Genomic DNA, 12,173 nt, shown 5'->3' with positions numbered 1-12,173 from the left:
GCCGGAAGTCAGGGAGGAACGACACCCGGCAAGGTCGAGCGCAAGATCCGGAGACGCCAGCGACCCGGCGACGAACACACCGCCGTAGGCGGGCCAATAGGGCCCGAACTGTACATCCGGCTGCAAGATAGCCACGACGTCTATGGGTAAATGTGGATTGTGTTCACTTGCTTGTCCAGGGCAATGACCTCCTTCAGGCCGTCGATTGGGGTAGCGGGGTGACCGTGTTTCCTTGCGGTCATTTGATCGCGCCAAGTGAGAGCCCTTGGACGAGTTTGTCCTGGGCGAGGAATCCCGCGAGCAGGACCGGCAGCGAGATGACGACCGACGCGGTGCACATTTGCGCCAGAAAAAGCCCTTGGCTGGTGAGGAAGCTGGTCAGGAAGACCGGGGCGGTGCCGGCGATGGTGGCGGTCAGGGTCCGGGCGAGCAGTAGTTCGTTCCAGGAGAAGATCAGGCAGATCAGTGCGGTGGCAGCGATACCGGGCAGCGCCACGGGTGCCACGACGCGGCGCAGGACGGTGAGAAGCCCGGCGCCGTCGAGCGCGGCCGCTTCGAGCAACTCCGCTGGGACCTCGGACAGGAACCGCTGCAGCATCCAGACCGCGATGGGCAGATTCATCGACGCGTAGAGCACGACGAGCAGGAGGATGTTGTCCTGCAAGCCGGTCTGGGCCGCGAACAGATAGAGCGGCAGCAGACCGACGACGATCGGCAGGAACTTGGTCGACAGGAAGAAGAAAAGCACATCGGTCCACTTGCGCACGGGCTTGATGGACAGGGCGTACCCCGCGGGCAGGGCCAGCGCGATCACGATGACGGTTGAGCCGATCGAAGCGGTGAGCGAGTTGAGCAAAGCCGGCCAGGGGTTGGCGCCGAAGAAGCGCGCGTAGTTGTCGAGTGTCAGTGGTGCCGTCACCGAGGGTGGGTTGGTCGCCGCGCTGGTTTCGCTGTGCAGTGAGGTCAGCACCATCCATACCACCGGCAGTACAAGGAGAATCCCGGCTGCCCAGGCTGCCGCTCCCAGTAGTGCCGAGGTCGTCCGTCGGCGCACCGGAGCGCGACGCACGGCCTGGGTGCGCGGAGTGGTGCGTGGGCGAACAGCTTCGTTCATGGGCAAAGACCCGGTCACGGGCCCACCGGGGTGGACCCGGCTGAGTGTGGGCCCTGGCCGCGGGCCGACGGCAGGTGTCATCGGGAGATCTCCTCTTTGAACAGCGAGCTGACCACACGGAGCGCGAAGGTGGCGATGATCATGGTTCCGATCACGACCAGCACGCCCATGGCCGAGGTGAGCCCGTAGTCCTGGGTTTGGAAGAAGGCCTGGTAGATCGAATACGGCAGATTGGCCGTGCCCAGGCCGCCCGCCGTCATGGTGTAGACGGCGTCGAAGTTCTGGACGATGTAGATGCTGCCCAATAGCGCGCCGAGTTCGAGGTACCGGCGCAGGTGCGGGAGGATTATGTAGCGGAAGGTCTGCCAGTGCCCGGCGCCATCGATACGGGCGGCCTCCAGGGCATCCAGTGGCTTCGACTGCAGTCCTGCCAGCAGAATGAGCGCCATGAACGGGGTCCATTGCCACACCAGTGATGCCTCGACACTGGCGAGGGGATGGTCCGCGATCCACGCGGGCTGGGGGGCGGCTGAGGAGCCGAACAACCCCCAGGTCCACTTGATGATTCCGTTGACGAGCCCGTAGGCCGGGTTGAGCAGCGCGTGCTTCCACAGCAATGCCGCGGCCACCGGGACGACAAGGTAGGGCGCGATGAGCATCGTTCGCACGGCGGCCCGGCCCCGGAACCGGCGATCCAGTAACAGTGCCAGGATCAGCCCGAGGACCAGCGACACGACGACCACGATCACGGTGAGGACGATCGTCGTGAGTAGCGAGGTCCGGAGTTCGTCGCTTTCGAAAACTTTGCGAAAATTCCTCAGGCCCGCGAAGCCGCGCCGCTCGGGGTAGAGGGCGTTCCAGGTCAGCAGCGACACCACCAGAGTTACTCCGAAGGGCACCTGTGTCGTCACCGCCACGAACAGTAGCGCCGGCAGCAGCGGAAGCCGCCGAACCCATGCTTTCCTGCGGGAACGCGCCTTGGCTTGGTTGGGTGGTCGTGCTGGGAACGAAGTGGGGGGTTGCGGCGCGGACTCGGCGGGCTGGCCGTGCATCGCTAACGTCATCGTCAGAGCTCCTTGGTCCCGGCCGGGTGGACAGCCGTGGCGGCGGTCACTCTGCTCCACGGCGAAAGCAAAGATAACACAAGCACTTGACGTTCGAAGACTTATGTTTCAAGCTCATGTCCATCGCTCGACGAACAAAGGAGATCCGATGGGCCTCGGTACCACCGTCCGACTGTCGCGGTTGTTCTCACATCCGTCCGGGAACCTCTTCGGGGCCGCCGTCGACCATTTCGTGGGTTACGGCGATGTCCGCGCGGGCGGTCTTGCCGACCTGCCCGGCGCCCTGAGCAAGATCATGACGGCGGGCCCGGACTCGGTGACCATGCTCGGCGGGAGCGCCCGCAACCTCTGGCACTCCTACGCCGGCAAGGCGGCGTTGATCGTGCAGGGCGGGATGTTCACGGTGGACGATCGCGTGCGCGAGCTGATCGCCACGCCGAAGGACGCGGTGCGGCATGGGGCGGATGCGCTGGCCGTCGCGATTCCGGTGCGCGGTGAGACCGAGGGGTCCTACCTGCGCTGGCTCACCGACACCGTTCGCGAAGCGGCCGCGCTCGAAGTGCCGATCGTCGCCCACATCTATCCACGGCACTTCGACGGCGGCGCCAAGATCGTGTTCAACCCGGAGGAGATCGCGTTCGCCGTGCGGTGCGGGATAGAGACCGGAGTGGACGTGATCAAGGTCGGCTATCCCGGGGACGAACTGGCGTTCGCGGAGATCGTGCGGTCCTGCCCGACACCGATCGTGCTCGCCGGTGGTCCGAAGACCGAAAGCTTCGCCGATGCCCTCGCCCAGGTCGAAGCGGGCATCCGGGCCGGCGCCCAAGGCGCGGTCGTGGGGCGCAACATGTGGGGCGCGGCGGATGTGGTCGCCGCCGCCAACGCGTACAAGGCCGTGATCCACGACGGGGTGAGCGGCAAGGAAGCCGCCTCGGCGATGAACGGCCAGGGCGGGTGACCGCGTGCCGGCCGCCCGGCGATGGCGAGCCCGGCGGACCCGTCGTCGTCGGCGGAGCTGCCGCTGTCGACGAAATCCTGTTCGTGGCCGGGACCCTCGGCGACGGCAAGGCGCGGATCGTGCGGCGGGAACAGCGTTTCGGCGGCAATGCCGTCGTGGCCGTGCTCGCGGCCGCGGCGGCGGGCGCGGCGACCGTGTTCGCCGGGCACCTGCCCGACGAACACACCGAGCCGGGATTGCTGGCCCGGTTGCGCGCCGGTGGGGTCGACCTGTCCAAAGCGACGTACTCGCCGGCAACACGAGCGATCCGGTCGACGATTCTGGTCGGCTCCGACGGGAACCGGTTCATCGCCTTCGACGATGAAACCCTGCTCGGCCTGCCGGAAGACCTGGACCTCGACGTCGTCCGTACCGCGGGAGCACTGCTCCTCGACGCTTACGGGGTTCCTGGCGGCATCCGGGCGGCGGCAGCCGCGAGGGAAGCCGGCGTACCGGTGGTGGTCGACATCGAGTTCGCCTCGCATCCGCGGATCAGCGAACTGCTCACCCTGGCAGGCCATCTTGTTCTTCCGATCGGCTTCGCCCAGGAACTGACCGGCGAAACCAGCCCGGACAAGGTCGTCGCGGCACTCTGGCGGCCCGACCGGCAGGCTGTCGTACTGACCGCAGGCGCGAGCGGGACTTGGTACCGGGGCGCGAGTGGGCCGGCCTTGGCCCACCGTCCGGCCGTCGAGGTGGACGTCGTCGACACCACCGGCTGCGGGGATGTCTTCCACGGTGCCTACGCAGCCGCCCTCGCCGGCGGCGTGAGTTTGGACGGCTGCGTGGAAGCGGCGACTCTCGGCGCCGCGGACTGCGCGGCACGCCCGGGCGGAGTCCCGCCCCTGACCCGGCAAAACATCCATTCCGACACGTAAGTCCGACGAATAACCGGACTCGCGCGACCGGCACCGCTCGAGGTGGTCAGAGACACTGAGCGCGGTTCAGGCCCGCCGGCGTGTGAGGCCAAAAAAGAAAGAAGGAAGACCGCAATGACGCGATTCCGTTCTCGACCGCTGACCATCACGGCTTTGTGCGCGCTTGCCGCACTCGGCGCCGGCGCGTGCGCGGGCGCCGGCGGGGGCGGGAGCGGTTCGGGTGACACCGTCCGCATCCTGATGGTCAACAACCCGCAGATGCGCGCTCTCAAAGAGCTGGCGCCGGAGTTCACCCAGCAGACCGGCATCAAACTCTCCTTCACCGAGCTGCCCGAGAACGACCTGCGCGACAAGGTCAATCAGGAGTTCGCCAACCAGTCCAACCAATATGACGTATCGAGTGTCAGCGCGCTGGAAGTCCCGATCTTCTCCAAGCGAGGCTGGATGGCGCCGCTCGACGGTTATGTCGGCAAGGACAGTGCGTTCGACCAGGGCGACGTCTTCCCGGCCTTTACCAAGGCGCTGACTTCCGACGACGGCAAGCTCTATGCGGAGCCGTACTACGGCGAGTCGTCGTTCCTGATGTACCGCAAGGACGTTTTCGCGGCCAAGAACTTGACGATGCCGGAGAACCCGACGTGGGATCAGGTCGCGGCCCTGGCAGCGCAGGTCGGCAACGCCGAGCCCGGGATGGCAGGCATCTGCCTGCGCGGGCAGGCCGGATGGGGACAGAACCTCGCCCCGCTCAGCACCGTGGTCAACACCTTCGGTGGCACCTGGTACGACCAGAACTGGAACGCCCAGCTGACCTCGCCGCAGTTCACCCAGGCCACCCGGTTCTACGTGGACCTCGTGCGGAAATACGGTGAGCCGGGCGCGGCGCAGGCGGGTGTGCAGGAGTGCATCAACACCGTCCAGCAGAGCAAGGCCGCGATGTTCTACGACGCGACGTCGATCGCGGGTCTGCTGGAGGCGAACGACTCGCCGGTGAAAGGAAAGATGGGTTACGTCCCCGCGCCGGTGAAGGACACCGCGAACTCGGGATGGTTGTGGACCTGGGCCTGGGGTATCGAGAAGGCCAGTCCGAACAAGGACAATGCCTGGAAGTTCATCTCGTGGGCGTCGGGCAAACAGTTCGAACAGCAGGCCGCCGCCAAGGTGGGCTGGTCGAAGGCGCCGACCGGGAAACGGAACTCCACCTACGCCCAGGACGGCTACCGGCAAGCCGCGGCACCCTACTACCAGCAGGAGCGCACCGCTCTGCAGAAGGCGGACCCGGCGAATCCGGGTGTCCAGCCGCGTCCCTATTCCGGTATCCAGTTCGTCGGGATCGCCGAATTCCCCTCGCTGGGAACGCAGGTGTCGCAGCAGATCAGCTCGGCGATCGCCGGTCAGATCTCGGTGCCCGACGCGCTCGCCGCGTCGCAGAAGCTGGCGCAGCAGGTCGGTGACACCCACCGCACGGGCTGATCGATGGCGAAGGATGCCGGTCTCCGGTCAGCGGTCGGCACGAACGGACAGTGAGGAAACGGATGGACTCCACGCTCACGGCGGCGACACTTTCGTCGACGAGATCAGGAATCGCGGTGCCCGCGTACGAGCGAGCGCGAGTCGGCGTCGGTATCGCGCACATCGGGCTGGGTAACTTCCACCGCGCACACCAGGCGGCCTACCTCGACGCTCTGTTCGCACGTGACCCCGCTGCCCGGAGATTCGGCATTCTCGGCATCAACCTGCTGGCCGGCGACGAACCGCTGGCCCGGGCGATGCGACACCAGGACGGGCTCTATACGTTGCTGGAACGGCATTCGGACTCCTCGACCTGTACGCGGATCATCGGATCCATTGTGGATAATCTCTTCGCCCCCGATGATCCGGCCGCGATACCGGACCGGCTGAGCGACCCCGGCGTCCGTATCGTCTCGCTGACCATCACCGAGGCCGGGTACTGCCACGACCCCGCCACGGGGAAGATCGATATCGACACGCCCGGTATCAAGGCCGATCTGGAGAAACCCGGCCGGCCACGCACGGCGTTCGGCGTTCTCGTCCAGGCGCTGCGGCTACGGCGCGACGCCGGGACAGCCCCGTTCACCGTGCTGTCCTGCGACAACATCCTCGGCAACGGCGACCTCGCGCGTGCGGTGACGCTGGCCTACGCCCGTCTCGTCGATGCCGGACTCGCCGCCTGGATCGAGGAAAACGTCGAGTTTCCCAACTCGATGGTCGACCGGATCACGCCACGGACATCGCCCGGCGACATCGCCGAGGCCGCTCGTGCGACCGGCTTGAGCGACGCCTGTCCGGTGTCGTGCGAGGCCTTCACGCAATGGATCATCGAGGACCGCTTCCCGGGCGGCCGCCCGGAGTGGGAACAGGTCGGTGTGCGGATGGTCGAGGACGTCCGGCCCTATGAGGTGATGAAGTTGAGGCTGGTCAATGCCGGCCACCAGTCCATCGCCTACGCGGGTTCCCTGCTGGGGCACGAGTTCGGTTGGCAGGCTTGCGCCGATCCCGCGGTCAGAGGGCTTTTGACCCACTATCTGCACGACGAAGGAGTCGAGGCCGTCGGGGACGTTCCCGGAGTGGACCTGCGCGGCTACTGCGAAACCGTCATAGACCGCTTCGCCAACCCCCAGATTTCCGACACGATGACGCGACTGCGCGGCCAGCCGTCGACGATGCTGTCCACGTTCGTCCTGCCGGCCGCGCGTCTCCTGCTGGCAAGGGGCCGCCCTGTCCTGGCCATCGCGGCGATCGTCGCGTGCTGGACACGGGTTTTGGAAGGCCACGACGATGCGGGTGCTCCGCTGCCGCTGGCCGACATCCGTGCCGAGGACCTGCAGGCCCGAGCGGCCCGCCTCGATGCGGATCCACTCGCGGTCATCCGCGACAACCCGCTCTTCGCCGGTCTGGACGACCACCCCGGCTTCACCGAGCCCTACCTGCGGACCCTGGACGATCTCCGCCGCCTGGGCGCCCGCCACACCCTCGAACGCCTTTTCACCGACGCTTCCGGAGACCGGCCTTGACCCAACAGTTGATCTACGAGGTCTTTCCGCGGGTTCGGGGAGAGCGGCCGGAAAGGTCAAGCGCGTCGGGCGGCCACGTTCCGAGCCACCGGCCTGGCCCGCATCCACGGACCCGCCCGCGGAGGCGGACGGCAGCGCCCCCGCGGTAGAGGCCGTCTCCGCGAACCTGCGACCGGGCATCGCGCTGGCGCCGGTCACCGAGCAGGGCGCGCAGACCAGCCACATCGCCATCCTGTGGCACAAGCCAAGGCGCCGGTCTGTTCCGCACGCGGCTCCTCGTCCTGACCCTTGAAAAAACCCGCGAAGTGTCGGCCGACGCCGATCGGGACGGCGCTCCGCAGAACGGATCATCATGCAGAGATTCAGGGATTACCTGTCCTCGCTCGGGTTCGCCGCCTCCGACGGCGAAATCCCCAGCAGCACCAAACGTTTTCCCGACGGCGCCCAGTACCGGGTGGAAATTCCCAGCGTCGAGGGCCCCGCCGTCCTCACCGCTGTGCTCGAGGAGGCCGACCAGCGTGGGGTTGTCGTCCACCGCGTGTCGCAAGGCAGCGGGGGATTGCTCACCACTTCGTCCGAACTGGACGAGCTGGCCGCGATCGGCCGCGCGCGGCACATCGAGATCAGCCTGTTCGTGCGGCCCCTCACCGGGTGGGGTCTGTCGACCGCGATGAATGCCAGTGGCGCGGGATCCCTCGCGAGCCAGGCTCGCGGCACCGAGCAGGTGGTCCACAATCTCGCCGACATGGCCCGCATCGCCGACGCAGGACTACGCAGCGTTCTGCTCACCGATGTGGGCGTGCTGAACCTGGCCGCCCGGGCCCGGCAGACCGGCCTGTTGCCGAGGGACCTGCAGTTCAAGATCAGCGTCCAAATGGGATTCTCCAACCCGGCCTCGATCGCCTTGGCCGCGTCCCTGGGCGCCGACACCTACAACGTTCCGACCGACCTGACTCTCGGCCAGCTGGCCGCCATCCGCCAGGCCGTGGACATCCCCATCGACCTCTACGTCGAGTCGCCGGACGACCAGGGCGGACTGGTTCGGCACTACGAGATCGCCGAGTTCGTGCGTGTCGCCGCGCCGGTCTACCTCAAGTTCGGACTGCGGAACTCGCCGGGCATCTACCCGGCAGGCACTCATCTGACCCCGCTGGCCACCTCGCTGGCTCGCGAGCGGGTGCGTCGCGCCGAGATCGGGCTGGAACTGCTGGACCGGCTCATGCCCGACGCGAAGACCTCGACACTGCCGGTCGCCGACCTCGGCACACCGGCCCCAGCCACGGAGGCCACCCGATGAAGATCACCCGAATCGACACGCATGTCCTGGGCACCCCCTGGCGGGACCTCACCTACGTGCGGGTCCACACCGATGAAGGCCTGACCGGTGTGGGGGAGACCCGCATGCTCGGGCACACCGCCGCGCTGGCCGGTTACCTGGCCGAAGCCGCTCCACGCCACGTCGTCGGGCACGACCCGTTCGACATCGAGGCCCTCGTCCAGCGCATGAAGTACGGCGACTACGGGCGTGCCGGCGAGATCGTGATGTCCGGCATCGCCTGCGTCGAGATGGCTTGCTGGGACATCATGGGCAAAGCCTTGGGACAACCGGTGTGGCGGCTGCTGGGCGGCGCGGTGCGGGACAAGATCAAGGCCTACGCCAACGGCTGGTACACCGTCGAGCGAACCCCGGACGAGTTCGCGGCCGCGGCGCACAAGGTCGTCGATCGCGGCTACCGGGCGCTCAAGTTCGATCCGTTCGGGCCTGGGCAGTGGGAGCTCGACCCGGCCGAGCGGGTCCGCTGCGTCGACCTCGCCGCCGCGGTCCGCGACGCGGTCGGTCCCGATGTCGAGGTTCTCATCGAGATGCATGGCCGGTTCGCTCCGGCCGAGGCGGTGCGGATCGCGGGCATGCTCACGGACGCCGGGGTGGACCCGAGCTGGATCGAGGAGCCGGTCCCGCCCGCCAATCTCAAGGCACTGACCCGGGTCGCCCAGACCGGGATCCCGGTGGCCACCGGGGAGCGCATCCACGACCGGGTCGAGTTCCGGGAGCTGTTCGACCTCGGTGTCGTGGACGTCATCCAGCCCGACATCGGCCACATCGGCGGAATCGCCGAGACGCGCAAGCTCGCCGCGACGGCGGAGACGCACTACACGCTGATCGCCCCCCACAACGTCGGTGGGGCGGTCCTCACCGCCGCCAACCTCCACCTTGCCGCGACCAGCCCGAACTTCAAGATCCAGGAGCACTTCAACGATTTCGCCGACGAGCACGTCAAGGCGGCGGCTCCCGGTTGCCCGGCGGTGGTCGACGGCTACTTCGACCTGCCGACCGCTCCAGGGCTCGGCGTGGAGCTCGATCTCGACTTCATAGCGAGGCATCCTTCGACCGGAGCGTTCTTCGACCTCTACAAGGAGGGCTGGGAAAAGCGCGAAGGGAGTCGGACGTGACCGCCGGCCGGGCGCTGATCATCGACCGGCCGGGAACCTTCCGCCTCGACGACATCGATCCCGGCCCACCCGGGCCGGGCGAGGTCCTGGTCCAGGTCGCCTATACCGGGATCTGCGGATCCGACCGTGAGATCGTCAGCGGTGGCCGGGATCCGGCCTTGGTGCGCTACCCGGTCATTCCGGGTCACGAGTGGTCGGGCACCGTCATCGAGGCCGGCGACGGGGTCGAGCGGAGTCTGATCGGGCGTCGCGTGGTCGGGGAGAACCACCACAACTGCGGGTGGTGCGACAACTGCCGCCGTGGCGAAACCGTGCTGTGCGAGGGGGGCTATGACGAAACGGGTTTCACCCGTCCCGGAGCGGCCGCCGAAACCGTGCTGGTGCCCGCCCGCCAACTGCACCTGCTTTCCGATGACGCGGACCTGCGCGCGGCCGCGTTGATCGAGCCCGCCGCGTGTATGGCCGCGGCCACCCTCGCCGCGCGGATCGTGCCCGGCGAGCGGGTGGCGATCGTCGGAGGCGGCACCCTGGGACTGCTCGCCACCCAGCTCGCCGCCGCGTGCGGTCCCGCCGACCTGATGGTGGTCGATCCCCGTTCTCGGTCCGTGGCGACCGTCTGCGGGGCTACCGAGACCGTGACGCCCGAAGCGGCCAGAGGTTCGCACGGCCGATTCGATGTCGTGATCGAGGCGGCGGGTGCGCATGGCACCGGACGTCTCGCGGTCGAGTTGACCCGGCGCGGTGGACGCACCGTGCTCACTGGACTGCACGGTGGCCCGGACAAGGACCTGCACCCGGCGGCACTCGTCGCGGCCGCCGTCACCGTCCATACGGTGTTCGGAGCTCCGCCCCGGGCGTGGATACACGCGGTGCGGGCGTTCACCGCCGGTGTGCTGCGGCCGGAACCGCTCATCAGTGACGAACTCACCCTCGACCGGGTCGGCCTCACTCTGCGGCCCGATTCCCCCTCTCCGAGCGGAAAGGTCTTGCTCCGTCCATGACGACGATCAGCCTGCCCGTGCCCGATACCACGCGAGAGGTCCTCGATGCGCTCCTGACCCGAGCCTCGTCGGCCGCTCTCGCGCTGGCCGACACCACCCCGGCACAGCGCCGCGGGTTCCTGCACACGATTGCCGATGCGCTCGACAACGCCGCCGACGAGCTGATACCGGTGGCCCGGCGCGAAACCCACTTGCCGGAAGCGCGACTGCGCGGCGAAATGGCCCGTACCACCTTCCAACTGCGACTGCTGGGCGACGAGGCGGGCCGCGCGGTCGAGGCGATCATCGACTCCGCTGATCCGCACTGGCCGACGGGGAGCCGCCCGGACCTGCGGCGGCTGCTGGTCCCGCTGGGACCGGTGCTGGTCTTCGCCGCCGGCAACTTTCCCTTCGCCTTTTCCGTCGCCGGAGGCGACACTGCCGCTGCTCTCGCGGCAGGTGCGCCGGTGGTGCTCAAAGCCCACTCGGGTCATCCCGAACTGTCGGCGCGCACCGGAGAAATCGTCGAGGCGGCCCTGCGGGAGGCGGGCGCACCCGACGGCAGCTTCGCGACCGTCTTCGGGACCGACGCTGGGCGCGACGCCCTGCAAGACCAGCGGATCAGTGCGGGCGCGTTCACCGGATCGCCGTACGCCGGACGGCTCCTCGCGGATCTGACTGCCTCACGACCCGTGCCGATCCCCTTCTACGCCGAGATGGGCAGCGTGAACCCGGTCTTCGTCACTCCGGCGGCCGCCGGAGCGCGGCTCGACGACATCGCCGACGGGTATGTCGCCTCCTCCCTGATCGGTGCCGGGCAGTTCTGCACCAAACCCGGCCTGGTGTTCGTGCCCGAACACACCGCCGACGACTTCCTCGCCCGGGCCGTCCCCGCGGTACGAGCCACCGCGCCGGTGCCCTTGCTCAACCGTGCGATCAGTGACGGACACGCCCGTGCGCGCCGCGAACTCGCCGCGCACCCAGGCGTCTCGGTCGTCCTTGACGGGGCGGATGAAGGTGGCGTGGCCGGTGCCGGGGGACACGGCGGGCAAGTGGGCGCCGACGTGGCACCGTCCCTGCTGCTCACCACGAGCATGGCGTTGAGCGCTGACCGCGACGCTCTCACCACCGAGTGCTTCGGCCCCACATCATTGGTTGTCACCTACACCAGCGCGGACGAACTGCTCGACGCGGCCCGTGGCTTCTCAGGCGAGCTCACCGCGACAGTGCACGGCGATGAGGACGAGCAACTCTCCCGCGATCTGGTCGGCACGGTCGCCAGGTTCGCCGGCCGGGTGCTGTGGAACCAATGGCCGACCGGGGTCGCGGTCTCCCACGCCATGCAGCACGGGGGTCCCTATCCTGCCGCGACGGGGCAGTTCACTTCGGTGGGCACGACCTCGATCCGCAGGTTCCAGCGGCCGGTCACCTTGCAGAACGTGCCCGCGGCGCTGTTGCCCGACGAGCTCAAGGAGGACAACCCGCTGCGGCTTCCGCGGCGCGTGGACGGCCTGGACGTCCCCGCGCCGGACCACTGAATCCGTCCTTTGTGGTCCTGAGTGTCTCCGTGCCGATGCCGTGGAGCTTATCGGAATGTAACGAAAGTGCCCGACTTTCGATAAACTCCGTTGCGGTCATACTTACTCTACGAAAATCC

At 67.9% G+C, this 12,173-nt stretch carries 10 protein-coding genes and 1 pseudogene; 8 read left to right on the top strand and 3 right to left on the bottom strand.

What is annotated here, in order from left to right; translation table 11 throughout:
• Nucleotides 1-54 precede the first annotated feature (54 nt).
• From ACFSXZ_RS41260 to ACFSXZ_RS04165, 3 genes and pseudogenes are all read right to left on the bottom strand, one after another.
• A pseudogene (locus ACFSXZ_RS41260) lies at nucleotides 55-135 on the bottom strand (YnfA family protein); the annotation flags it as partial.
• A 103-nt stretch (nucleotides 136-238) separates the two neighbouring features.
• Nucleotides 239-1,114 carry a carbohydrate ABC transporter permease gene (locus tag ACFSXZ_RS04170; protein ID WP_378261383.1) on the bottom strand — a complete coding sequence of 292 codons (876 nt, stop codon included), beginning with the start codon at nucleotides 1,112-1,114 and terminating at the stop codon, nucleotides 239-241.
• 77 nt (nucleotides 1,115-1,191) lie between these two features.
• Entirely contained in the window at nucleotides 1,192-2,178 is a 987-nt protein-coding gene (locus ACFSXZ_RS04165) for a carbohydrate ABC transporter permease (RefSeq protein ID WP_378261381.1), read from the bottom strand.
• Between the two features lie 148 nt (nucleotides 2,179-2,326).
• On the opposite strand from ACFSXZ_RS04165, the gene ACFSXZ_RS04160 reads away from it, so the two are divergent.
• From ACFSXZ_RS04160 to ACFSXZ_RS04125, 8 genes are all read left to right on the top strand, one after another.
• A complete protein-coding gene (locus ACFSXZ_RS04160; protein WP_378261379.1) occupies nucleotides 2,327-3,136 on the top strand; it encodes a hypothetical protein in 810 nt (269 codons plus the stop codon).
• Entirely contained in the window at nucleotides 3,133-4,053 is a 921-nt protein-coding gene (locus ACFSXZ_RS04155) for a PfkB family carbohydrate kinase (protein WP_378261377.1), read from the top strand. Before ACFSXZ_RS04160 ends, ACFSXZ_RS04155 begins: the two co-directional genes overlap by 4 nt.
• Before the next feature lie 114 nt (nucleotides 4,054-4,167).
• On the top strand, nucleotides 4,168-5,523 hold the full coding sequence (locus ACFSXZ_RS04150) for an ABC transporter substrate-binding protein (protein ID WP_378261375.1): 1,356 nt from the start codon (nucleotides 4,168-4,170) through the stop codon (nucleotides 5,521-5,523).
• Between the two features lie 62 nt (nucleotides 5,524-5,585).
• Entirely contained in the window at nucleotides 5,586-7,085 is a 1,500-nt protein-coding gene (locus ACFSXZ_RS04145) for a mannitol dehydrogenase family protein (protein ID WP_378261373.1), read from the top strand.
• Nucleotides 7,086-7,437: 352 nt separating this feature from the next.
• Nucleotides 7,438-8,382, top strand: a complete 945-nt coding sequence (locus tag ACFSXZ_RS04140; RefSeq protein ID WP_378261371.1) for a U32 family peptidase — start codon at nucleotides 7,438-7,440, stop codon at nucleotides 8,380-8,382.
• Nucleotides 8,379-9,536, top strand: a complete 1,158-nt coding sequence (locus tag ACFSXZ_RS04135; protein ID WP_378261369.1) for a mandelate racemase/muconate lactonizing enzyme family protein — start codon at nucleotides 8,379-8,381, stop codon at nucleotides 9,534-9,536. Before ACFSXZ_RS04140 ends, ACFSXZ_RS04135 begins: the two co-directional genes overlap by 4 nt.
• A complete protein-coding gene (locus tag ACFSXZ_RS04130; RefSeq protein ID WP_378261367.1) occupies nucleotides 9,533-10,537 on the top strand; it encodes a zinc-dependent alcohol dehydrogenase in 1,005 nt (334 codons plus the stop codon). Before ACFSXZ_RS04135 ends, ACFSXZ_RS04130 begins: the two co-directional genes overlap by 4 nt.
• Complete coding sequence (locus ACFSXZ_RS04125; RefSeq protein ID WP_378261365.1) at nucleotides 10,534-12,054, top strand: aldehyde dehydrogenase family protein; 1,521 nt, start codon at nucleotides 10,534-10,536, stop codon at nucleotides 12,052-12,054. The genes ACFSXZ_RS04130 and ACFSXZ_RS04125 overlap by 4 nt, the downstream gene beginning before the upstream one ends.
• Nucleotides 12,055-12,173: the final 119 nt, after the last annotated feature.

Source organism: Amycolatopsis pigmentata (assembly GCF_042684065.1).
In the GTDB taxonomy this organism is placed as follows: domain Bacteria; phylum Actinomycetota; class Actinomycetes; order Mycobacteriales; family Pseudonocardiaceae; genus Amycolatopsis_E; species Amycolatopsis_E pigmentata.
The sequence above is the reverse complement of the archived record's forward strand: the minus strand, read 5'-3'. Positions and strand labels throughout refer to the sequence as shown.